At 38.5% G+C, this 25,789-nt stretch carries 15 protein-coding genes; 9 read left to right on the top strand and 6 right to left on the bottom strand.

The window, feature by feature from the left end:
- Positions 1 to 52: 52 nt before the first annotated feature.
- Positions 53 to 3,367: an EAL domain-containing protein gene (locus tag CXF79_RS17515; RefSeq protein WP_101156853.1), complete on the bottom strand. Its 3,315-nt coding sequence runs from the start codon at positions 3,365 to 3,367 to the stop codon at positions 53 to 55.
- Between the two features lie 860 nt (positions 3,368 to 4,227).
- Here CXF79_RS17515 and CXF79_RS17520 point away from each other — a divergent pair.
- Entirely contained in the window at positions 4,228 to 6,252 is a 2,025-nt protein-coding gene (locus CXF79_RS17520; RefSeq protein WP_101156855.1) for a methyl-accepting chemotaxis protein, read from the top strand.
- 202 nt (positions 6,253 to 6,454) lie between these two features.
- Here the strand turns inward: CXF79_RS17520 and CXF79_RS17525 are convergent, their stop codons facing one another.
- Together CXF79_RS17525 and CXF79_RS17530 are read right to left on the bottom strand one after the other, a co-directional pair.
- Positions 6,455 to 9,544 (bottom strand): efflux RND transporter permease subunit, encoded by a 3,090-nt coding sequence (locus CXF79_RS17525; protein ID WP_101156857.1) that lies wholly within the window; start codon positions 9,542 to 9,544, stop codon positions 6,455 to 6,457.
- The gene (locus tag CXF79_RS17530; protein WP_101156858.1) at positions 9,544 to 10,728 is read right to left on the bottom strand and encodes an efflux RND transporter periplasmic adaptor subunit; all 1,185 of its coding nucleotides are present in this window, start codon (positions 10,726 to 10,728) and stop codon (positions 9,544 to 9,546) included. Before CXF79_RS17530 ends, CXF79_RS17525 begins: the two co-directional genes overlap by 1 nt.
- Before the next feature lie 420 nt (positions 10,729 to 11,148).
- On the opposite strand from CXF79_RS17530, the gene CXF79_RS17540 reads away from it, so the two are divergent.
- The 3 genes from CXF79_RS17540 to CXF79_RS17550 all read left to right on the top strand — a co-directional run bounded on the left by CXF79_RS17540 (position 11,149) and on the right by CXF79_RS17550 (position 14,553).
- A complete protein-coding gene (locus tag CXF79_RS17540) occupies positions 11,149 to 11,997 on the top strand; it encodes a hypothetical protein (protein WP_011044672.1) in 849 nt (282 codons plus the stop codon).
- A 465-nt stretch (positions 11,998 to 12,462) separates the two neighbouring features.
- On the top strand, positions 12,463 to 13,980 hold the full coding sequence (locus tag CXF79_RS17545; RefSeq protein WP_101156862.1) for a methyl-accepting chemotaxis protein: 1,518 nt from the start codon (positions 12,463 to 12,465) through the stop codon (positions 13,978 to 13,980).
- A gap of 18 nt (positions 13,981 to 13,998) precedes the next feature.
- A complete protein-coding gene (locus tag CXF79_RS17550; RefSeq protein ID WP_101156864.1) occupies positions 13,999 to 14,553 on the top strand; it encodes a cytochrome b in 555 nt (184 codons plus the stop codon).
- On the opposite strand, the gene CXF79_RS17555 is transcribed toward CXF79_RS17550, so the two are convergent.
- Complete coding sequence (locus CXF79_RS17555; RefSeq protein ID WP_101156866.1) at positions 14,550 to 16,712, bottom strand: hypothetical protein; 2,163 nt, start codon at positions 16,710 to 16,712, stop codon at positions 14,550 to 14,552. The two genes, CXF79_RS17550 and CXF79_RS17555, sit on opposite strands and share 4 nt — an antisense overlap.
- A 307-nt stretch (positions 16,713 to 17,019) precedes the next feature.
- Between CXF79_RS17555 and CXF79_RS17560 the strand changes: the two genes are divergently transcribed.
- The 3 genes from CXF79_RS17560 to CXF79_RS17570 all read left to right on the top strand — a co-directional run bounded on the left by CXF79_RS17560 (position 17,020) and on the right by CXF79_RS17570 (position 21,381).
- Positions 17,020 to 18,603, top strand: coding sequence for an alkaline phosphatase (locus CXF79_RS17560; RefSeq protein ID WP_011044676.1), 1,584 nt, complete (start codon positions 17,020 to 17,022; stop codon positions 18,601 to 18,603).
- Positions 18,604 to 18,627: 24 nt separating this feature from the next.
- Entirely contained in the window at positions 18,628 to 20,466 is a 1,839-nt protein-coding gene (locus CXF79_RS17565) for an alkaline phosphatase (protein ID WP_101156868.1), read from the top strand.
- A 162-nt stretch (positions 20,467 to 20,628) separates the two neighbouring features.
- Positions 20,629 to 21,381 (top strand): hypothetical protein, encoded by a 753-nt coding sequence (locus CXF79_RS17570; RefSeq protein ID WP_101156870.1) that lies wholly within the window; start codon positions 20,629 to 20,631, stop codon positions 21,379 to 21,381.
- Between the two features lie 104 nt (positions 21,382 to 21,485).
- Here the strand turns inward: CXF79_RS17570 and pdxR are convergent, their stop codons facing one another.
- Complete coding sequence (pdxR, locus tag CXF79_RS17575; protein WP_232769237.1) at positions 21,486 to 22,982, bottom strand: MocR-like pyridoxine biosynthesis transcription factor PdxR; 1,497 nt, start codon at positions 22,980 to 22,982, stop codon at positions 21,486 to 21,488.
- A 120-nt stretch (positions 22,983 to 23,102) separates the two neighbouring features.
- Here pdxR and CXF79_RS17580 point away from each other — a divergent pair, with 120 nt between their 5' ends.
- Together CXF79_RS17580 and CXF79_RS17585 are read left to right on the top strand one after the other, a co-directional pair.
- The gene (locus tag CXF79_RS17580) at positions 23,103 to 23,726 is read left to right on the top strand and encodes a GNAT family N-acetyltransferase (RefSeq protein WP_101156873.1); all 624 of its coding nucleotides are present in this window, start codon (positions 23,103 to 23,105) and stop codon (positions 23,724 to 23,726) included.
- The gene (locus CXF79_RS17585; protein ID WP_101156875.1) at positions 23,713 to 24,381 is read left to right on the top strand and encodes an FMN-binding negative transcriptional regulator; all 669 of its coding nucleotides are present in this window, start codon (positions 23,713 to 23,715) and stop codon (positions 24,379 to 24,381) included. Before CXF79_RS17580 ends, CXF79_RS17585 begins: the two co-directional genes overlap by 14 nt.
- Before the next feature lie 109 nt (positions 24,382 to 24,490).
- Here the strand turns inward: CXF79_RS17585 and CXF79_RS17590 are convergent, their stop codons facing one another.
- The gene (locus CXF79_RS17590) at positions 24,491 to 25,717 is read right to left on the bottom strand and encodes a porin (protein WP_041737118.1); all 1,227 of its coding nucleotides are present in this window, start codon (positions 25,715 to 25,717) and stop codon (positions 24,491 to 24,493) included.
- Positions 25,718 to 25,789: the final 72 nt, after the last annotated feature.

A 25,789-nucleotide genomic window follows, 5' to 3' on the forward strand; every position in this document is an offset into this window, starting at 1 on the left:
GAAAATATCTCATCCTTTTGAATTAAGCTCGTATTGAATTGAAAGATCTGCTTTAGAGAGAGCATCGATTATCCTTGAACAAAGAATCCTCCCCGCCCATTGACGATTCCCCCCCACTGGTAACCTTTAATTTCATGCCTAGGTCACCAGAATCTGAAGCCAATAACTGTAAAAAATCTTCTGCTGGTATAGGCCTTGAGAAATAATATCCTTGACCATAATCACAGCCAGCATCAATGAGTAACTCCATCTGTTCTTTTGTTTCGATACCTTCTGCTATAACTTTCAATCCTAACTTTTGAGCCATGGTGATAATAGCTTCAGACAAAATCATATCCTCAGAGCCTGGCGCTATATTTCTCGTAAACGATTGGTCAATCTTAAGATAATCAAGTGCAAACTTTTTCAAGTATGAGAGTGATGAATAACCTGTTCCAAAATCATCCATAGACAAGCCAATACCAGCAGACCTGAACTTAGAAAGTCGCTCCATTGTGCTTGTATTATTATTCATTAATAGACCTTCTGTTATTTCAATAACAATGTTTTCACCAGGTAATTGATTTTCAGCAAGGTAAGCTAGCCAATCTAATTGGTCTATCGATTCTCTAAATTGTACCGGTGATTTATTGACACTGATTTGTATATCTAAACCAAGCTGGTCTTTGCATGTATTAATATGTTGAACGGTTTGCTTGAATACCCAATCACCTATTTCAATGATTAATCCAGACTCTTCTGCCAGTGGAATAAATTCTGCAGGACTCACCATGCCTCGCACTGGATGTTTCCATCGCAACAGGGCTTCTGCTTTGCGAATAACACCTGTTTGTAGTTCAACAATGGGTTGATAAAAGACCTCAAGTTGATTCAAACTAATGGCTTTACGCAAGTCGTTAATTAATTCTAAGTGATCTAGTGCTTCCTCCTGCATTGAGGCGGTAAAATAGCAAAATCTATTTCGTCCAAGGTTCTTAGCAAGATACATTGCTTGATCAGCATTTTTTAATAGCTCCAAAGTGCTGCTTGCATCGTTTGGATAGATGGTGACCCCTAAACTAGCGGAGATATAGGTATACATTTTAGAAATAAAGAAAGGCTCACTTAAAGTCTGTAAGACTTTCTGACAAATTGATTCAACATTATGTATATCGGCTATGTCAGACAAAAGAATAGTAAACTCATCACCACCTAATCGCGCAACAGTGTCGACTTCTCGAATACAATGAGTAATGCGTTTTCCGGCCTCAATAAGTAGTGCATCACCATAGACATGACCCCGAGTGTCATTTATTTTTTTGAAGTTATCTAGATCAATAAAAATTAGAGCGAACTTTTGATTTTTACGATGAGATACCTTAATTTCTTGTTCCAACCTATCAATAAACATTATTCGATTGGGTAAGTTAGTCAAACTATCATACTTAGCTTGTCTTAATATCAATGCATCTTTCTTTTTCTTTTCTGTTATATCTGAAAATAATGCAATCCGTCTAAATACGTTGCCATAATCATCATAAATGGTGCTAATTGAAAGCCATTCAGGGTACTCCTTACCATTTTTCTTAGTATTCCAAATTTCACCTTGCCATGTACCGGTTAACTTTATTTCTTCCCACATTAATTGATAGAATTCTGGGTTTTGCTTTCCAGAACTAAATACATTAGGATTTTTTCCGATTAATTCGCTGGAGCTATAACCAGTAATCTCAGATAAAGCGGGATTAATCGCAATAATCTCATTCTTACTATCGGTGATCATCATCGCTTCAGAGCTATTTTGATAGACAATGTCTGCCAGTTTTAAATCTTCTTCCTGCTGACGTTTATTTGTTATATCTTTGCTGATACCAATTAAACCAACAACTTCACCTTGTGCATTTTTCAATTTCACTTTGGTAATTTCAAGAATGTATGGTTTGGCATTTGAACGGGGAATAGTTTCAAAAGAAACATGAGGAGAATCTTGTGCTAAAGCCGCTTTATCGGAATCTAAGCAATGATGTGCTATTTCATCGCCCAATAACTCAGCTAAATTAGATGAAGGAGTATTTAGCATATCTTCTTCTTTTATTCCGGCTAAGTTACAAAATGTCTTATTGACGAAATGATAACGACCATCTATTCCTGTAAACCAAATTCCTATTGGTGAATTATCAATAATAGCGCGTAGTCTTGAGCTTATTTCTTCTTTATCAATCATTAGATTTTGAAAGGATGTCGCCATTTCATTGAATCCAAGCGCTATATTATTGAGCTCATCATGAGTATCAAGCGTTACACGAGCATCAAGATCACCACCATAAAACTTACCGGTAACTTTAGTTAGAGAGTTAATACTTCTAATTGTTGATAAATGCAGCCCTATTATAAAGTACAGTACTATAAGAAATAGTGCTGACGAAAAGCCTATACTTACAATTAATTGAGTGTTTGCTTGTTTAACTCGACTGCGAAGTAAAGTGCTTAAGGTAAAAGAAAGGGAATTATCTAAAAACTGATAACCGACATCAATAACTGAAGTAGATTGATTATAAAGCTCAAGAGAACTCAAAGAAGTGGTATCAGCTAAAATCCCTTCTAAGGTAAATTTGATATGGCTCTCAATTGATTGAATTAGCTCCTGAGCGGAAAGACTTTCTCCATCCGAAATCAATTCTCTCTTAACTTTGTCCACATTCTCTTTAAAGACATCAAGAGGCACAATAGTCTTTGATAAGAGTGATAGCATTTCCCCTCTAAATTTTACTTCCTTATTACCCAGATATGAAACACCAACAGCACGTGCCTGGCCAAGTAATTCTAAAGTAATGGGTATGGTGAATAAAAAACTATTTGTTAAATAATAAGAATCAAGATCATCCATTACAAGTAAATAATAATAGTCAGCCACTTGCAGTTGTAGGGAGTTTACATTGTGAATTAATTCTGTATGTAAATTAAAACTTTCATTAAGTGCTAACGTCATTCCATTAGCATCTAAATATTGCCATTGCTCAACAATTGTAGACCATTTGGCTACTTGCTTTAACTCTGAAGGCAAGTTATTGCTAACTTTTAAGAAATTGTTAACAACTTGCTTATTCACTGACATCTGTTTTTCAGTACTGTCATTAACACCTGCAATAACAGCCGCAGACATTCCTCGGTGTTGTTGAAGTGATTGAATTAATCTTGATGTTTTTTGTGTCTGCTTTAAGCCGTCCAACTGCTGATTAGCGGTGCTAATTGACTCAGACAAATAGACTAATAAAGAAATTGAAACAATCAATAAGGAAAGAAGAGAAAGTCCACCAAGTACAATTAATTTACGAGGGTAACTCAGATTGTTCATTAAATTTATAGCGGGGTTGAATAACTGTTTCACAAATATACCTTACATAATTTATGAGTGTCAAAGCGACATGTTATACCTAATTACTTCCAAACAGGATGTTTTAGGTATTTGAAAAAAATCATTAATTATCCTGTCAACTGTATTAGTTGTACCAGGAAATATTGGGATTAAAAATAAAAGCTTTACCGTCGAAACCATTTCATCACAGCAAAAATGCTGACTATTTATAGTCTATTTATCCTGCACTTCCCATAGGCTATTTATCGACTTAAAATACAGAATAACGTATTGAATACAGATGTCTGAAACATCATTAATGGCTCAATCCATATTTTTCATATTGCTCATTTAGAGTTAAACGAGCAATGATTTGTATAATTATTGAGATCTAATTAAAGGAGCCCCCCTCTTACACAGCTTTATTATTACATATGTAAACCATGAGTAAGTTGCTTCAATCGAGTATTTCTTTTAAAAACCTTAGTAATTAAAAGGTCTAATTCAGATGTTTTCTCATTTTCATAAAATCTATTAAAATGGTTAGCGTCATCCCAAAGAAATCTTAGCAAAACATGACATAAAGAGAATGGCTATTGATGTATTTCACTGACAAAAACAATGAAATAACTATAATTTGATTAGCAATAAAGCAAATTACTAACACTAAAAAACAGTAAATAAAAGCAGTTCATATCCGATACTTTTCGCCAGCATGGCCATGGTAATTCAATTTAGTTTTAATCAATTAGCGAAATTTTATTAAGTTCGTGCTACGTTTATTACAATAAGTTAATAATTTCGTTTATGAGTTAGTTATTAACTTAAATTTTTCTATATACCAAATGGATGAGGAAATATATAGGTCCCTCAAAAATAAGGTATAAGCTTATATGCTAAAATTTAAAAAAATTAATCACAAGCTTGTTTTTACATTTCTATCTCTTTCTTTAACACCACTCATTATTTTTGCCTATATCAGTATCAATATGGCAAGCGACTCCATACAGGCACAAGCATTTAGCCAATTAGAATCTGTACGTTCGATTAAAAAAGCACAAATATCTAACTACCTCTCATCATTAAAAGCCAGTTTACAGGTATTAAATGATGATCCTTATGCATCCGAAGCGTTCAATGCCTTTGATCAAGCAATAACTTCTGCTGGTTTAGATAGTAATGCATGGCGAAAAGCAGAAAATAAATATGCTGATCGTTTTATAAAAATTAATAAAGTGAATGCTTGGTATGATCTCTTTTTTATCAATTTACAAGGTGACATTGTATTTACCGCCGCAAAAGAGTCTGATTTAGGTATTAATATTCCTCAATCTCACATTAACCAAACTAGTCTAGGCGATGTATTTCAAAAAACACAACAAAATGGCGTAACTGAAATATCAGTTACCGACTTCAAACCTTACCCACCATCCAACGATGAGCCCGCTGCGTTTATGATGACAAAGCTAATTAACTTAAGTGGAAAGCACATAGGTTATATTGCTCTACAATTCCCTTTAAATAAAGTTAATGAAATCATGCAGCAACGTGATGGCATGGGCGATACCGGAGAAACATACCTCGTAGGTGAAGACCAGAGAATGCGTTCAGACTCTTATTTAGATCCCAAAGGACATTCAGTTATTGCATCTTTTGCTGGTGATATTAGTAATAATGGAGTGAATACCGATGCGGTAAAATCGGCATTTAACGGTGAGACTGCAAGCCGTATTATTATTGATTACAACGGTAACAGCGTACTATCTTCGTTTACCACGGTAGATTTGGGAGACTTTAAATGGGCACTTATTGCAGAAATTGATGAAGCAGAAGCTTTTGAAACGTCCAATAATCTTATTAATATATCAACAGGCATTGTCGCCGCAGTATCGGTCGTTATTGGGTTTATAGCAATTTTAATTGCTAAAAACATCAGTGGCCCTATCGTGCAGGCGGTTGCTATAGCACAACGAGTCTCGTCAGGTGATTTGACGGCAAAGATAGTCGTTAATCAAAGTGATGAGTTAGGCTTATTGCAACAGGCGATGCACGACATGATAGCTAAGTTGAAGGATATGATTGAACATATTTCGAGTTCTGCCGATCAGCAAGCCACTGCTTCTCAAGAACTATCCAGCATTACCGAGTTAACCAATACAAATGTATCTCGACAACACCAAGCAACAGAGCAAGTTGCTACCGCAATAAATGAGATGAGTGTTTCAATTGACGAAGTAACACAAAATACTGCTGAAGCGTCAAATGCAGCAGATACTTCAACCAAACTAGTCAAGATTAGCTCTATTGCAGTCAATCAAACCATAGACCAAATCCTCCAATTATCAGATGACATCACTAAATCTAAAGTTTTAATTGATGACGTTCAAGCGGGAACCAAAGATATCGCGAATATTTTGGTCACCATTAAAGGCATTGCCGATCAAACAAATTTGCTCGCACTAAATGCAGCAATAGAAGCAGCGAGAGCAGGAGATCAAGGTCGGGGTTTTGCAGTAGTCGCTGATGAAGTGAGGAATTTAGCACAAAATACACAAAATTCGACGGTAGAAATCGAAAAAATGATTAAGTCATTAGAGTTAAATGTAAGTGCTGCAACAAACTCTATGGTTGCAGGTACAACACAAGCCCAGCTCATCGTTGATAAAACGAATGAAGTAACACAGTCATTAACCGAAGTTGAGTCATCTGTAGCAATGATCTCTGATATGAATATTCAAATATCTACTGCCACACAACAACAAAGCTCAGTTGCGCGAGATATAAACCAACAAGCAACAGAGATAAGCAACATTTCAATTGAAACGGGTGAAAGTACTAAAGAAATATCTTCTGCGAGTGACGAATTGGCGGCTTTAGCAGTAGAACTGACGAATCAAGTTCAAGCATTTAAAATATAATTTTTAACAACTGACTCTGATTAATTAATGATTATAAATTGATACTAATAAACATGCTGACAAAACATATTCATTAACAATGTTGAATGTAAAAAGCCCTAGCGACTCTCGTCTACTAAGGCTTTTTTTCATTTATCAGCTTGTTATTTGGTTGTTAGTTATTAATACACCAAGATAAGTTCACCTAAATAGAACATTGTCATTATCCTAGTTGCTCAGCCTTTTCAATTTCATTGGCAATAGCTTGCGGTGAGCCGGTATTACGACATAACCAATAATATGCACCCGGCACAATGAACAAGGTAAATATACTTGCTAATGATACGCCAGCAAAAATAACCACACCGATAACCATACGACTTTCAGCACCAGGCCCAACGGCTAACACTAAAGGTATTGCACTGGTTACTGTGGTAAAAGTAGTCATGACAATTGGACGCAGTCTTTGCTGCGCGGCACTGATTAACGCCTCTTCAAAAGCAATACCTCTATCACGTAACTGGTTAGCAAACTCAACAATTAAAATACCATTTTTTGCCGCTAAACCAATCAACATAACAATGCCAATTTGACTATAGATATTTAAGCTCATGCCCATAAGTTCTAACCCAGCAAGGGCTCCTACCAGCGCCAGTGGCACGGTAAGTAATATAACAAAAGGATGAATAAAACTTTCGAACTGCGCAGCTAACACCAAATAAGTAATTAATAGCGCAAGCAAGAAAACAAACAAGATAGAATTACCTGACTCTTTTAATAATAAAGACTCACCTTTATAATCAACTTGTACATGCTCTGGCAGTTTATTTTTAGTTACTTCAACTAGAAAATCTAATGCATCACCTAAGGCATAACCGTCGGCTAAGTTCGCAGTAACAGTGATACTACGTAAGCGATTATAACGGTTGAGCCTCGATGAAGTCGCATTCTCAGCAATAGTAAGTAAGTTAGCGAGTGGAATTAGTTTTTCCGTGGTTCGAGAACGTACATAAAGATTATCGATATCAGTCGGGCTTTGAAATTGTTTTTCATCCCCCTCAACAATTACATCATATTCTTCACCACGATCAACAAAGGAAGTAACGCGACGTTGACCTAACATAGTCTCTAACGTTTGTGCTATGTCTCCTACTGGCACACCTAAATCATAGGCACGTTCACGATCTATTTGTACTAATAACTGAGGATACGTTTCTTTATAATCACTATTAATATTCGACAAGTTAGGGTTCTTTTGCGCTTCCGTGATCAAAATATCACGCCACTGAGCCAGCTCTGCAAAGGTATTCCCTTGAAGAACAAAAGACACTGGCGCATTACTACCACCGCCGCCACCAATGCCACGGCGCATAATAGCAAAAGCACGTACATCCGTAACATTTTGCACATCACGATTTAGTTTGTTAATAAAACTAAAGGTATCAATACTTCGTTTATCCCACTCAGGTAGACCAACAATAGCAATACCACCACTGCCACCAAAACCAGGAACACGTACTAACACACGGTCTAATTCCCCCTCAGCTTGATAACCTAAAAGCTTCTCTTCAATCTTATGCATATTCTTTACGTTACTTTCATAACTAGCCCCTTCAGCGCCTTGCATAATTAAGAAGAAATTCCCCCTGTCTTCTTTAGGCGTATATTCAGAAGGTAATTTATTAAACAACAAAAATACTGCAGCTAATGATAAGCCCAGCACAAGTACAATTAATAATGGCTGATGAATACTACTGGCTAATGCACGGCCATAAGCGGCTTCAAAGCGAGCAAATGCGCGATCAAGCTTTTGTCCAAATGAAGAGCTTCGCTCTCTATGCTTTAACATTTTTGAGCACATCATGGGCGTAAGTGATAAAGCGGTAAGACTTGAAAAAACAACAGCTGCGGCGATAGCAATGGCAAATTCGGTAAACAAACGCCCCATATTGCCAGAGAGAAAGACCAGTGGGACAAATACAGCAACCAATACTAGCGTGGTAGCAATAACCGCAAAAGCGACTTCCCTCCCCCCTTCATACGCAGCCATTAATGGCGCTTGACCATTTTCAATGCGACGGTAAATATTTTCAAGTACGACAATGGCATCATCAACAACAAGACCAATAGCGAGCACTAAAGCCAATAATGTAAGTAAGTTAATGGAAAAACCAAACCAAGATAGCGCCATCATTGAACCAATTAAGGCAACAGGTACCGTAACCGCAGGAATTAACGTAGCGCGAACGTTACCTAAGAATAAAAAGATTACTAAGACCACCATAACCATGGCAATAATTAAGGTGTTATACACTTCATCGATAGAGCCTTGAATAAACACAGAGCTATCATAACTATTGGTGATGGTTGTTCCCACAGGAAGTGAATCACGAATAGCGATCATTTCTTTCCTAGCCGTTTTAACCACGTCCAAGGTATTGGCTTTAGACTGTTTTATTACCCCCAAGCCCACCATATTTTTACCATTGCCGCGGAACATATTTTCATCATCTTGTGCACCAATGAATACTTCAGCAACATCACCTAATCGCACAACTGACTTACTCTCAGAGTGATTAATCACCATATTGGCAAAGTCTTGCTCGGTTAAGTAGCTACGCTCAACGCGAATAGAGAAATCTCTGTCTATTGACTCTATACGCCCTGCGGGTAGCTCAACATTCTCGTCACGTAAGGTACTTTCAATATCTTGTACGGTAATATCACGCGCAGCCATAGAAGCACGATTCAAGCGAATCTTCATGGCATAGGTACGACCGCCGCCAACACGAACACGGGCAACGCCATCAACCACGGCAAAACGGTCAACGATGTAACGATTAGCGTAATCGGTAAGCGCTAAGGTGCTCATGGTTTCACTTTGTAAAACGAACCACACAATCACGCTTTCATCGTCATTGGCTTTTGATACTTCAGGAGGATCAGATTGCTCTGGTAGATTATTTAATGCACGAGAGATACGATCACGCACATCATTTGTCGCGGCATCAATATCGCGATCTAAATTAAACTCAATGGTAATACTTGAACGACCAACACGACTATTAGAGTTGATGGTTTTAACCCCCTCAATACCGCTAATTCTATCTTCAAGTAATTGAGTGATTTTGGTTTCAACAATGGCAGCAGAAGCCCCCGGGTATGTGGTACTAATATTAACAATAGGCGGATCAATATCCGGATATTCGCGTAACGGCAACATTAAAAAAGCAACAATGCCAAAAGTTATAATAAGTAAGTTTAATACCGTAGCAAAAACAGGTCTTTTAACCGATAAGTCAGAAAGGATCACTAGGTTTTGCTCCCGTTTTCAGCGGGAGTTTTGTTGGCCTTTTCCTTAGCTGACTTGGTTGGCTTATTTCCTGCCTCAGCCTCAGCCTCAACTTCAGCTACTTGACCAATGATATTGACAGCATAGCCATCTCGCAGTTTAAGTGCCCCTTCAACAACCACATGTTCGCCTTCAACCAAACCTGATAGAACTTCCACTACTCCAGGGTGACGTCGACCAATTTTGATTGCTTTTCGTATCGCTTTCCCTTCCTTTTCAACAAAGACATAATGGATATCTTCAATAGGAATGATACTGCTTTCAGGTAACTGTAATATATTCTCTACTTGTAATAACACACTAATATTGAGCAACATGCCAGGGTGAAGTTTTAATGCTTTATTACTGATAGTGGCGCGCACTTTAATACTTCGCGTACTTGAGTCAATTCGGCTATCAATGGCCGTTATTTTACCTATAAACTCTTTATCTTTATAAGCGCTGTTTACCGCACTCACTTGTTGTCCAACATGAATATGGGTTAGTAAACGCTCAGGTAAGTGAAAATCAACTTTGATAATACTCAAGTCATCTAAACTAGTAATGACATCACCGGCATCAATATAAGCACCTTTACTTGCCTCACGAAAACCCAATACGCCAGCAAATGGGGCACGAATAGTTAAGTCATTTAATTTAGCGCGTGCACTAACGAGTTGTGCTTCAATCGCCTTGGTTTTTGCTTCTTGTTGCTCGACTAAAGATTTTGAAGTAGCTCGACTGGCAAGTAACTCAGATAATCGCTTTAAATGCGCCTGTGATTCTGACAAATTAGCTTTTAATTCATTAACCTTTGCCAGCTCTTCTTGGTTATTCAATTTAACTAACTTAGCGCCTTTTTTAACTCGCTGACCATCATCAAAGTAAATCTCATCAACAAGGTCTGAATATTTACTGGTAATAACAACTTGCTCATTGGCTCTCGCTGTACCAACGGCTTCAACGCTTTCAATAAATTCGGCAAGTAATACCGGCACCATTTTTACCGCAACGACACGCTTGAATGTACTTTTTTCTTGCTTAGCTTCTGGCCATTGCAAATAAGTAATTAAGGCCACTAGGATGGCAACGATAATAAATAGGGGTAAACGGCTGATGAGAGTCGGAGTACTTGCAGGTGCTGTAGACACAGACTTATTTGGCATAAAATTCTCTAGTAGCATATTGATAGTGAAGTATAAAGCGTCTATACCCACACTACATGAAGATGCAGGTTTCAGCTGAAATTAGAAACACCTTTAGGCAAGGCATTGATTGAAAAGAATAGTTATTCTATTGTCGAAATCAATAACGTAGCATAAAGCGTTTCTAAATCAGCCCTGTGGGGACTCCTGAGCAAGTTATGCTCTTCGTTGCCTCGTTTTTTAAGGGAATAACCATTAATAAAAAGAGGCGCCTTGATCATAAGACGCTCAGGTACCCTGAAATACGCAGCTTCAAGTGGTTTGGGTATAGTTGTACACAAATACTATAACCTATAGCCTACTTAATAGCATTTACCTAGACGGTAACTTAGCTTAAAATATTAACCACTTAACGCAAATTAATGCAAATGAGATAACCCCTTGAACAAATTAGCCGTACTAGCCTTTGCCTTATTATTATTTTTTAGCACCATGTTATGGTATCTCGCCAATAGCTCTTTAAATGATTACCTCAAAAGCCAAGTGATATTGCAGAGTCACTACTATAGTTCTCAAGAAGCAAAACTACTCAGTGCTGATTACTCCGATAATACCGGCATCACTAACTTCACTGACTTTTCTCTGAGCAATATTGATGGCTTAATCCAGCCTTTACTTTTTAAAGCAGATACTATTAGTGCACAACTGGCAAAAGTACCCACCCGCCAGCTTGATTCGCCCAGCATACAGAAAAAAACAACCACTATTGTTCACATTGAAGAACTTCGCCTAGGCAGTTTACAGGCTTGGTCTGAGATTTCTAAAACAAGTGAAACAGGTAAAACTAATTTAGAAGTTTTGTTTGATCGCATTAATGCCCAGCTAGCCACTGATTACCCCGCTTTATATCCACAAATCAGTGCAGGACTTTATGCAAAAATGTACCCTGAACGAAGCGAAAAATTGGCCTTAGAGGAGTTAGACACCAAGCCACAAGTACAAACGGTTGAAACCAACCAAGCGATAATCGCCTCCAATGAAGCTAAGCAGAAAAAACGCCTATTAGGAAAAGCATTAACACGAGTAAAAATAAGTTCAGTGATTATTGATGACTTGACCCTAACCGTTATTAATGAAAATAAAACGCAAACTAAGCAGTTTAAAAATATACAGTTAGGCAGTTTTGGTAATGAAAATGGTCTAGAGAGTAATCAGTTGGGTGGAGAGCTACTTAAACAAATACTTTCTAAGTTAATCAAATTAGAAAACTCTAATGCCATGAAAAATTAGGCTAATTAATATAAGACCGCTTTACTAAATCATTGGTCTATACCCGTTACCATTCAAAGTGCAGGTTTTCAGTGGGAATTTAAGTGACTTTAGACAAGAAGAAGGATTTAAGCATAGTCACTCTATGCTTTGATTATTCGACGCAGTATAAAGTCATTTAAAACCCATCGAAGAAGCGCTTGAGCAACATCACTTCATCGTTGCTGTGATTTATAATGGCGCTACATGGATGGTGTTATTAGTGAATGCAGGAGCATATTCTCCTGAATAACCATTATTTCATCACAGCGCCTTGTATTGAAATTGCTCAAGCACTCTGAAACCTAAATCTTGATTGGTAGCGGGTATAACTTATATAGTTTACTAAAAATTTATTAAAGTTCATTCTCTGCTGCCGATATAGATCAAAACAATAACGTTTTATCACTGTTATTATTAACTTAACCACTTTAAGTTGTGCAATTTATGTCATCTACTATGAAACAATTAATTACCGTTACCGACTTGAAGGGTAATTATACCTATGTAAATCAAGCATACTGCCAAACAACTGGCTACCAAGAAAGTGAATTACTCAATACTGATACTCGTAGTTTAACTCATGAACAAATGCCTAAAGTTGTGCTTGATGAGCTATCAGCAACCTTAGCAAAAGGTTTTTCATGGCACGGTTTATTACAGCTAAAAAGCAAAACAGGTAATAAAATTTGGCTAGATGTTTTTATTACCCCGCAATACAGTCAAAATAAAATAACGGGTTTCCAATGTATTAGCTCCATCGCAGATACTTCCCTTGCGAGCAATGCAGAACAGATCTATCAAGCACTAAATAAAAATAACAACTGGATAACCTTTGAGTTTACTAAAAACCATAAGTTTGCTTTTCTAGTTTTACTGTCCATTATCGCGCAAGGCTTTATTTTTACTCAGCTAGGCTTGTTCGCCTCTATCGTCGCAGGACTTAGCGCCATTACCCCAGTTCTCGTTTTTTGGTCTGATATCATTCCGACCGCTATGCGTGCTCAGCGTATGCAAAGCGTATTTGACTCAGTATCTCGTAAGGTGTATTTCGGTAAAGGCACCGCCAGCGTTTTTGATTTTAATTTCTTACTGTTAAAAACCAAAATCAAAGCCATTATTGAGCGTACGCTTGACGCTGCTAAACCAATAAGAGCCGTTATGGCAAAGGTAAGTCAAGGTTTAACAGATACTAGAACAACATTAGCACAGCAGAAAAATGATTTAGAACAGCTCAGTACCGCGATGAATCAAATGCAAAATTCTACACAAGATATTGCACAAAACACGGTTAATGTTGCCAGCGAATTAGAAATCACTTTCGAACACTGTGAGCAATCTCAGCAAAGCATTTATGAAACTAGTGACAAAATAAGTCATTTAGCACAATCAGTAGAAAGTGCATCAAGCTCAGCTGATAGCTTAACGCAGTCGGCGAATAACGTCGGTGCCTTGATGGAAGAAATTCAATCAATTGCTGACCAAACAAATTTATTAGCATTAAATGCAGCTATTGAAGCTGCTCGTGCAGGTGAACACGGCCGAGGTTTTGCCGTCGTTGCCGATGAAGTACGAAATTTGTCATCACGCACTCAAGATTCAGCTGTAAAAATTCATCAACGCTTAACCATTATGCTTAATACTATAGAGGAATGGGTCGCCTTGATGAATAAAAATAAAGATGAAGCACAGTTCTGTGTTGATAGTGCCCAGGCATCTCATCAGCAAATTAATTCAGTAGTCGAAAAAATGCAAAATATTAACCAAGCGGCAACTCAAATAGCTACGGCAGCTGAAGAGCAGTCTTGCGTGTCTCACGAAATAAATAGCCACTTAACAGATATTGCACAAAATACCGAATCGACTTGGCAGCAAACTGATAATGTCGCCGAACAAATGGAACAATTGGCAAAAAGTGTTGATGATATTGCCGACCTGGCGAGCACCTTTGTCCCCAAAAAGTAGGTAAATAAGGAACTGTTCATGACTTGGAAAAACACTCAAAATCACTATGGTTCGCTTTCAATTAAAATGCACTGGTTAATGGTGGTGTTAATGATTTTTGTTTTTGCCAGTATTGAAGGCAGAGTGTTTTTTGAAAAAGGTACTGAACTGCGAGACCTCTTCAAGATGTGGCATTTCATGCTTGGTTTATCGGTATTTATTTTAGTCTGTGCGCGCCTCTATTTACGCAGTGTACAAGTTATTCCCCAAATAACCCCGCCACTTTCAGTTATTCAAGCTAGGGGCGCCCATATGGCGCACTTGGTGCTTTATGTTTTCATGATTGCCATGCCAATTTTTGGTTGGTTTGTGCTCAGTGCAAAAGGCAAAGTCATTCCCTTTTTCGGATTAGAGTTACCCGCTCTTATTCCCTATGACAAACCTTTTGGCAAAGTATTAGAAGGCTGGCACAAAGAAATTGGCTCATGGGGTTATTATCTGATTGCCTTTCATGCAGTAGCAGCGTTAGTGCATCATTACATTCAAAAAGATGACACGCTAACACGTATGTTACCGGTAAAGAAAAACCACTAAGGAAGCAGCTCTTCGCTAGTTTCTATGAAAACAGTTTTACTGCCATCACAATGCAAGTCTGCTATAAAATGTGGCGAGCCATCATCATGGATCTCTAAATAACCCAAGCCACTTTTAGCTTGCAGACGTTGGTGACCTAACTTCAATTTCTGCTCTTGCTCATCAACCATTAACTTACGTCCTTTAATACGCATAAAGCGACGTTTTGTAAATAAATTAAGGGGGGAATAAGGGCCATAAAACCAACGATTCATTCGGTCAAATAAACCAATGAGCGGTTGAGGGAATTGGTTCTTAATACCACTCGAAGTAATTTGCCAAATATGGGGTGAATGGTGACGAAAACGCAATTCAATATCGTAAACAAAAGAGTAATGCACATCGCCTGAAAGAATAATAAAGTGTTCTGGTGTTTTAGGGTGTTTGAAAATATTCAACAAGGTACTCGCGGCGCCTGGATGCGCCATCCAATTTTCAGCATCTACTGCTAAGGGGTGTCCTGCTAAAGTGGCAATGCGTTGAATAGTTTCAATAACCTTAACACCAAAAATAGGTGCTGGTGATACCAATAAGATAGCGTTATGGCCTATCAATTCTTGTTGTAATTCACATAAAGCTTCCCAATCCATTAATCCTGAAGGGTCATCCAACGCTTGTTCTGAGCGCCAGCGACGCGTTCGACTATCAAGCACGACTAACTTAGGCTGACTATCAAGGGTGTATTGCCAATGGGAGAACTTCAATAGATAGTCAATAAACCTATCTTGCGAGCATGAGGCTTGCGAACTTAATCCTTGTGAATCATCGTCTTGTTGCGCTGAATTTGGTTCTTTTTGATTAACATTTGCCACTTGGTACTCATTAGCAACTGCATAAAAATCCCCTTCAAATTGTTTAGGATCATTACCCCAACCTTGGCATAACCAATAAGCAAACAAACTATTGCCGATAATACGTTTTGCCAACGGGTCTTGATAAGCAGCCTGCTCCCATGCAGCCGTTAAATTCCAATCATCGGTAACATCATGATCATCAAAAATCATGTAGGTTGGTGTGTGCGCAAGTAAGCGCTGCACTTTATCTAAACCACTAATAAAACCTTTAATTGCGGCTAACTCTTGCTGATGAATCGCTTGGTATTTATCAGGGACAATAAAATCTTCCAATGTCACCTGCTGCCATAGGGTCGGTGACCACACTAAAAAGTACATTGCCATATTCTCAGCAAAGGTCATCACATGATTGTGAGCATAGGTGGAGGTAAAAATGGCTTGTTGGTTTCTTGATGTAAAAAAAGCGGCGGGTGAATTACTTTTAGGTAACAGTAACTCCCGTTGAAAGTATTGTTCACTAAACTGATAAAGCTCACTACCGCAAGTAATGCCTTGTTCAGCTAAATTGTCATCACTAAAACTTTCATCATTTAATCCTAATAAAGCGATCACTTGGTGAATTGCATGGAGTGTTACGCCGGCAACATGATCAGCATAAATTTGATCGCCAGACATCATCAACAACGCCGGCCTTTTTTCAACATCTGATAAGGTTTTTCCAACTAATTGATCGCCTGCTAATAAGCTATCAGGGCTCTCATGATGTGGATTACGACAAGAGCCATGAAGTAAATTATTTATATTCTCTTGGATAATAAAGGAGGGGCGACTTTTATTGCTATAGGCTAAATGCGGAATAATATCAGCTAGGCATTTACTACTCTCTTCAGCGCGAGTAGTAGCGCTAATATCGATACTGTCTTGAGCCTTATTGTCACTAAAACCAAAGCTATCACTTGAGTTTACAAGTCGTAAATCATATTCAATATAAGTCTCTGCCGGTAAGTTAATACTTACATCCAATAAATGAACAACAGCTTTTTCACCAACACGAAAAGTCGTTAAAGTACTTTCATCAAGTACTGCGGTAAAAATTAATTTGTCTGTATCTACAGTATTTTTATATGGGGTATGTGTATCTTGGGACTTGGTTAAGGCGTCATCATAGGTTGAATTATCGTTACTTAGGTTTTCATTACTTAAGCTATCCTTACCTAAGTAACAACAGAGCTCTCCACCACACTCAAACGGACTAAGCCACCACAACACTAATTGTTGTGATGTTAAACGTCGTAAAATTGGCCCCACTAAAATTTCTGCTAACACCTAAGTCTCTATTATCTAGTTAAATTAGTTATACATTAACATAATGTATAACTAAGTTTATCTCGTAAACTCGCCTTAATAGCAAGATGAAATTGTTACCTTATGTGATTCCCCTCCGAGCACTCTATATTGTCTATTGAGCAGCTTACCACTGTTACCTTGTCACAATGCTGTTACAAATCCTTCATTGTTCATTCATCTTTACTTTACCAAACTGTCATTTTTAATCACTAGGATACTGAGGAAGTTAATGCATGCGCATTAACTTCCTAACTTCTAACCTTAAATTAAAAACAAAGGAAGCACTATGAACTCAATGTGGGTTTCACTTTCAGCCTTGTCATCATTTTTACTCTCTAGCGTCGCCGTTGCTGGCGTTTTACCCGACGTACAAAAAAACAGTCAGTGGTTTGCAGATGGCGAACAATCTGTTATCGCTAAAACTAAACTAACGCCGCGTAATAAAGCAAAAAACGTCATTTTATTTGTCGGTGACGGCATGGGTTTATCTACCTTAACCGCGGCACGAATTTTAGCTGGACAAAATGAAGGTAAATCAGGAGAAGAAGGTTATTTAAGTTTTGAAACCTTTCCTTATTCAGCGCAAGTTAAAACCTACAACGTCGACGCTCAAACGCCAGATTCTGCTGGTACCATGACAGCCATGATGTCAGGCGTAAAAACAGATGTCGGCGTTATTGGTGTGGATGAAGATATTGCCCGAGGTGATTGCTCCACAGTTGCAGGTAATGAGTTAGTGACCTCACTTGAGGCTGCAGAAATTAAAGGTTTATCAACGGGCATTATTTCAACGGCGCGCATAACCCACGCAACGCCTGCTGCTACCTATGCAAAATCTGCCGATCGCAACTGGGAAGATATCTCTGACATGCCTGAGGCTGCAGTAACGGCTGGTTGTGTTGATATTGCAACACAACTTATTGATTTTGAGAAAAATTTAGAACAGCGTTTCCCTGGCATTGATGTTGATGGCATGGAAGTCGCTTTTGGTGGTGGTCGTCGCCATTTCCTTCCTAAAGATGAAAGCTTCAACAGCGCCGATGCCAGTAGTGCTATTGAAGGTGATCGAACTGATGGCATTGACCTAACAGCCAAGTGGCAAGAGCAGTATCAAAACGGTAAATATGTTATTGACCAAGCGGGTTTTGATGCTATTGATGCCACTAGCACTGAGCGCGTATTAGGACTTTTCAATGAATCTCATATGCAATATGAAGCAGACCGCAAAAATGATATTGCTGGTGAACCTTCATTAACTCAGCTAACTAGCAAAGCCATTGATATTTTAGATAACAATGACAAAGGTTTTTTTCTTGTGGTTGAATCTGGACGCATTGACCATGGCCATCATGCAGGCTCTGCCTACAATGCATTGACCGATACCATAGAGTTTTCAAATGCTGTACAAGCAGCTATCAACAATACTAACCCCGAAGAAACCTTAATATTAGTGACTGCGGATCATAGTCATGTATTTACCATTGCAGGTTACCCTAAACGTGGCAATCCGATATTAGGCAAGGTAGTTAATGTTGGTGATACTGAGCCGGCACTCGCTAACGACAATATGCCATACACCACCTTAGGTTATACCAACGGTAAAGGCTTTAGGAATTTAGTTAATGAAACCAATGCCGACCTTGCTTATAACGATGATGCCGTTGCTGGTCGTCAAGACTTAACCACTGTTGATACAAGTTCAACAGGTTTCCATCAAGAAGCAGCAATACCATTGGGTTCAGAAACCCATGCTGGTGAAGATATCAGCCTACATGCCTCAGGCCCTGGTGCTCATTTAGCACAAGGTGTTATCGAGCAAAGTGTTGTTTTTCACATCATCAATCAATCTCTTGGCTTAATTGCTCAGTAACTTGCTAATAGAAAGGAATTAACAATGAAAGCCTTAAATAAAAAATCAAATAAAACATTAAATTTAATCTCATTAGCCGTGTTAGCCGCATTAGCAGGTTGTGATGGCAGCGACGGAACAAGTGGTGATAACGGTACCCAAGGTACAAGCAGTTTAATCAGCCAAACCTTAGTTACTATTGGTCACGAACAATGTCTTAACGGTGGCGTACAAATTGATTCAGGCTTAGATAGCGATAGCTCAGGTATTTTAGACGCGGGTGAAATTACAACAACAGAATTTGTTTGTAAACCAACAGTGACTCAAATGCAGGGTTCATCACTGACCGCGACGACCAATAACCTTTGGTATGAACAAGGACAAAATATTTTAGGCCAAGCGCAGTTAAATGCTAAATCTTTGGTTAATGCTCGCGGTAAAGCAAAGAATGTCATTTTATTTGTCGGTGATGGCATGGGTTTATCAACCGTTACTGCCGCACGTATATTAGCAGGACAGCAATTAGGAAAATTAGGTGAAGAACACGAGTTAAGTTTTGATAAATTCCCTTACTCTGGTTTTGCAAAAACCTACAATGTTGATGCACAAACGCCTGATTCTGCTGGCACGATGACAGCGATGATGTCAGGTGTTAAAACCGATGCAGGCGTCATTGGTGTTGCCGAAGCCATTAAGCGTGGCGATTGTGCTACTGCATCAGGTAATGAACTGGTTACAGCATTAGAATTGGCTGAGATTGCAGGGAAATCAACGGGTATTATCTCTACGGCTCGTATTACTCATGCAACGCCCGCAGCAACCTATGCTAAATCTGCGGAGAGAAATTGGGAAGATATTTCAGACATGCCTGCCACAGCTATTGCCGCTGGTTGTGTTGACATAGCGTCGCAGCTTATCAGCTTTGAAAGTGATATTGAGAGCCGTTTCTCCGGTACTGATGTTGATGGTATCGACGTTGTCCTAGGTGGCGGAAGACGCCACTTCTTACCAAAGGACGCAGCATATAATACTGCTGATGCCACCAGTTCTATCGAAGGTGATAGAACCGATGGTCGAGACTTAACCGCTGAATGGCAAGCACAATATCCAACAGGCAGTTTCGTCATTGACCAAGCAGGTTTTGATGCCGTTGATGCCGATGCAACGCAACGTTTATTCGGACTATTTAATGAATCACATATGCAATACGAAGCCGACCGAAAAAATGATATTTCGGGTGAACCTTCTTTACGTGAAATGACCGACAAAGCTATTGATATACTGGATAATAATAAAGAAGGTTTTTTCTTAATGGTTGAAGCGGGTCGCATAGATCATGGCCATCATGCAGGGAGTGCGCACGGAGCATTAACCGATACCATCGCATTCGCTGATGCAGTACAAGCTGCTGTTGAAAACACTGACCCTGAAGAAACCTTGATTATTGTTACTGCCGATCATAGTCATGTATTTACCATGGCAGGTTATCCAAAACGTGGTAATCCAATTTTAGGTAAAGTCGTGAGTGTAGGAAAAACTGAACCAAGCTTAGCAAAGGATGGCATGCCTTACACCACATTAGGTTATACCAACGGTAAAGGTTTTAGAGATTTAGGCTCAGAAACTGATGCCGATGAAGGATATAACGGTGATGCGATAACAGGGCGTCAGGACCTCACTCTGGTTGATACAAATTCAGCAGGTTTCCACCAAGAATCTCTAGTACCAAGAGGCTCAGAGACACATGCAGGTGAAGATGTTGGTATTTATGCAATGGGGCCTGGCGCTCACTTAGTTACCGGTACAAATGAGCAAAGTGTTATTTTCCATGTAATGGATTATGCCGCTGACTTAGTCAAACAAGCTGAAAAGGCAATAAACTAAATAGCCTTTAAGCAGCCAGTTTAGTAGTAATAGGCTTAAAAGTAGTACCAAAGGAAGTTGTCGTATCCTATAAAAATAGGCAGCTTCCTTGTACTTCCCCTAACTCACTTTACTTTATATTTTTTAACCAACTCACCTATCTCTTATGAGAGCAATATTAGTATGAAAATTATCTCTGTATCACGATTAACCCTACTGCTATTCACAATATTAGCGGTAACCATGTCAGTCAGCAGTACTGCCAGCGAATGCAAAATATTACCTAAGGTGCTTAGTGCTTATTATGACTTTGACCAACAGAAAAGCAATAATAGTGAAGGAAACAAAATACAGACATTGGCAGCTAAACAAACACAATTATTTGAATTACACCGATACAATAATAGAGTCTTGCAGCGAGATATTAACCAAGGCGTTAATGATATTTGGTCGCACAAGGGCAATCGTTTATCGTTAAATAGAGCTTTTGAGCAATACCAACACACCATTGAGTATCAATCAAATGAATTAAGATATCAGCCGAAATGGCAAGATATTTTTCAATTAGTGGCGACACCTGATTTAGATAAAATGCAGCTTGTCGAGCAAAAAAATTCAGGTTGCCAATTAGAACAGCATTATTTTCATAAGACTAAAACATCAGAATATCAATTAGTTTGGTTACCTAACCTTCAGTTAGTCAAGTTCTTCGAGCTCAAGAGTCCAACTTTGACTCGCCAGTGGTCATTAACAAATTATCAAGGTAGCGTCGAACAAATCGCAGTACTCTTTGCTGAATATTCACGTTATCAAAGTACTGATTATGCTGATGTTGGCGATAACGAATCAACGCCATTTTTAGCAGCTATGATTAATCAAGGGTTTTCAGCCAGCCAGAATACACGGGCTCTACACACACATCATGAAGCACATTAAGTTCAGGGTTTTCCTATGACCAAGGAGTGATGTTGAAATAAGTCACGGAAATGACTTCTTTCAACTTACTTCTTAACCCTCTAGGGTATCACTTTTTAATAAACTTATTCGCTGGCCAAGCCATATAAAGTATTCATCACTATGTCCAATCCTTGGGTAACTTCTGCTTCATTCATTGCCGCAAAACCCAGCCGGATAAACCGATATTTTGTCCTAGGTAAGTCATCAGGCAACTCATTAAATCTACTAAATTCCACTTCGGTTTGTAAGTACACTTGCTGTGGAAGTAACTTCTCTTTTAGCCCAATAATCGACTTACCGGTATCAAGCCATATTGCCATACCGCCAGCAGGTACTTCGAAATGTATTGGTAAGCCTTTATCTTGAAAGGATCTTAGCTGTTGAACCATAAAATCACGACGCTTTTGATATAAACGTGTCATGCGTCGTAAATGTGCTTCAAAGCCACCTTGCTGCATCCACTTAGCCACCGCTTGTTGAACTAAAACATTACACTTATGGTTCATTACCATTTTATAAGCCGCCACTTGCTCAATTAGGGCATTATTTGCCACAACATAGCCAATACGTGCGCCACCAAACATCAGTTTTGAAAAGGTAGATATATAGATAACCAAACCTGCAGGATCATCAGCAGCCATAGGTGCAATCGGCTGGCTGTCATAATGAAATTCGTGATCATAATCATCTTCTACAATGGCGACACCGTATTGCACCGCTAATTGATAAATTTGCATACGCCTAGAGATATCTAAAGAGACAGTCGTTGGGTATTGATGTAATGGCGTAAGATAAAGCAACTTAACCTTACCTTTTGCAAATACTTGCACTAAATGTTCAGGACTTATGCCCCGTTCATCTTGTTTAACAGCAATTAATGTCGCACCTGTGCGCTCAAAGGCAGCCCAAGCTGGTGGATAACCTAACTGCTCAACCGCAACTTTATCACCGGGTTGTAGAAGTAACTGTGAAATCATATACAAGGCTTCTTGTGAGCCATTGCAAATCATCAACTCTTTATCAGTAATCGAGCGAACGCGTCGTAAATACGTGGCTATTTCCTCAATAAGCTCAGCTTCTCCGCGACTATCACCGTAACTTAAATCATCTATTTTAGGCCGCTGACACGTTTGTGAAAAATGACTTTTAAACTCATCAAAAGGAAATTTCCTGATATCAGGCTGGCCACCAGAGAAGTTATAAGGATATTCGCTCGCTTTAACTTTTGGCGTAACAGCAAAGGTTTGTTTGACTCGAAATTTCCAGTCAAAACTTTGCGGTGTTTTCGCCACTTTATTTATTGTACGACTGCCTTGAATTGGCAGGTTTTCTACTACTCGATAACCTGAACGCTCTCTTACTTCAACCCAGCCTTGCGCTACTAACTCAGCCAAGGCCGCCATAATAGTATGACGATTTACCGATAACTGCTGAGCAAGTTTTCGTGCAGAAGGTAATGCTTCTGTCGGCGCAATCTGTCTTTCTCTAATCGCCTTTCTCAAGGCATCAGCAATCGCCAAATACTTTGCTTGCTTCGATGACGATTTATTAGGATCCGAGTTTTCATAAAATACTTTCAACGTTAACGCTTTCAATCTGGTCTACCAAGTTATCAATATCTGGTTGTAGTAGTTATACCAAAACCAATCATAATAACAAGCATAATAACAACTATTACCTAACCTTTTATGGAGCAACTTATGTTACAACCAAGGCTAAAGCCAACCACGTTAGAAACCAGTTTACTAAAATTAGAACCAATGAACTTGCAGCACTTAACAGGTTTTTTATCGGCAGGAAATCACTCACAAGTATGGCAGCATATGCCAATAAATCGTTGTCAAAATCCAGAGACTGCAGCGGCGTGGATGAAAGAAGCAATTGATGAAATGACCCAAGGTTTACAGATCGCCTTTGTCACCATTGATAAGAGAACTAACAAAATAATTGGTTCAACACGTTTGTTTCGATGTAATGACAAAGATAAGAGCATTGAGATTGGTCATACGTTTATCACCCCTGAATTCCAGCGAAGTTACGTTAACTCTCATGCAAAATACTTAATGCTAAAACATGCCTTTGAACACTTGGGCATGGCGCGTGTTGAAATTTGTACTCATGAAGATAATCAACAATCTCGACAAGCGATTGCCCGTATTGGTGGTCACTTTGAAGGTGTTTTAAGAAAACATCGCCGAGCACCGAATGGTAACTATAGAAATACTGCATTATTTAGCATCATTGATGATGAATGGCCTCAAATAAAACGACACTTGTTAAGCACAGGAAAAAACCAAGAGGAATTCAGTTATGTACCCAGCTAAGCATTATCAAGCAAATGAAGAAAACATTACCCATTATCATGAGATTATTGAGAGTAACCCCTTAGCAACATTACTATTTAGTAATGAATCAGAGATTGACGTTAGTCATATTCCTTGTCACTTTTCTCTCAAGACTTCTAACACGAACACACAGCAACTAGAAAGAAGCACGCTTACGACTCATGTGAGTAATCATCACCCGTTAGCCAAAGTGCTACAGCGTTCATCAACAGTAGCCCTTCAATTAGTTTTTCATGGTGAAGATGCATACATATCACCACGGGATGTTTCTAAGCAACATAGCCATGCGCAAAGCGTACCCACTTGGAATTATGCCAAGGTACATGTATCTGGTATCGCCCATGAGGTAAAGGATAGTGATGATAAGTATCAATATATGGCAGCGAGTACCGCTTACTTCGAGCAACGTCGTTCGACAAACAACATCGATAAGCCATGGTCTATAGAAGAGGCTCCAGCAATTGCTATTAAAAAAATGCTTAATGCTATTACTATTTTTAGCATTAATATTACTCACCTTGAAGGCAGATTTAAGCTCAGTCAAAACAAATCGAAAGCAGTACAAAAAGAGATAGCAGAACAATTAACAACAAGGGGTGTTGAAGAGCTAGGACAACTTATGCTTGCACTTTAACAGAATGGAAAAGTGATTAGAAAATGAAAAGGGCTAATATTCAAGGAATTGAATATTAGCCCTTTAGTGGTAACTGAGAGTTAACTAAAGTTTCTAGTTAAAGTGAGACTTAAAAATAATAACCAAAATTAATATTAAATCTTGTTTGCCAGTCATCACTATCGCCTGCCATGGTGCCACCGACAAATGGCTGATTTTTTGCTCTAACCAAATCAACGTAGGTATAAAGTCCACCCGCTGAAATAGCGACGCCCAAGACGTTCATAATAGTGTCATTATTAAAGTCGCCCGACTTATCTGTCATCAAATTATAATTATTATAAAAATTTAATGAGGTAATAGGTCCAAATTCAACAGGTTGTAAGTAGGCAACATTAACAGTATAAAGCTTGGCTTCACTTGGAATGGAATCATAAAAACTGTAAGCTCCAACCGCAATGGAGGGCGAGTATTCATCAAAATCATACTCATAGTCGGTATATTGTAGCTTTACGTTCCAACGATCAAATTGTGCATCACTGTGTATCGCATAAGCAGTTCGTTCACCTATCGATGAGCTTGAGTCACGCAAATCACCGCTTAAGTAAGAGAAGCCCAGTTCAACATTCGATAACTGATAGGCATAACGTAAACTTATTGTATTATGCTCGGCAGCTGCATTGTCAGGTTCGTCATAAATACCTTCATCATTAGCACGAACACCAACAATATCGTAAGAGTATCGATCTGATCTATCATCTACGTAGCCATCGATGCCGCCCATTTCATCAGTAAAGAAAAAAGCGATCCTTAAATCATGTTCATCAGTTTTTCTAATAAACTTGATACCCGCATCATAATCATCTTCTAAACCAACATAATAATTACTACTAAAAAAGTAATTATGTGAGTTGTAGTTCAAGTTACCAAATGGCACACGTGTTATACCTATTTGACCTTGCCATTTTTCATCAAAATCATAACCGGCCCAAGCATGATGAATTACATTCATGTATTGAAACCAGCGATATTGAGCAGATAAAATTACCCCGCCAACTTCACCATTTAAATCAAGACGGAAAACATCAAAATCTAAATCGCCTCCTCGGCTAGTATTATCATCATTATAGTCTTCATAAGAATACTGAAAGCGGACTGCCCCACCTAACTTAATACCCGTATCTTCTTTTTTATCTACTGTTAACTCTACTTCACTATCAGCAGAGTTAACTGAATCTTTTAGCGCCTGTATTTCTTTTTCTAATTGATTAACTTTTTTTATTAGTGCTTCATCATCAGCTGAAAAAGATGATGATGAAAAACACATAAAAACTAAAGTAATGGCCAAGAATTTCATAATACCTACCTAGATATATTTCATTAAAATATTGCGAACTTTGCTAATTATTACATATATTTACACTTTATA

This window comes from Colwellia sp. Bg11-28, assembly GCF_002836245.1.
GTDB classification, from domain to species: Bacteria; Pseudomonadota; Gammaproteobacteria; order Enterobacterales; family Alteromonadaceae; genus Colwellia; species Colwellia psychrerythraea_A.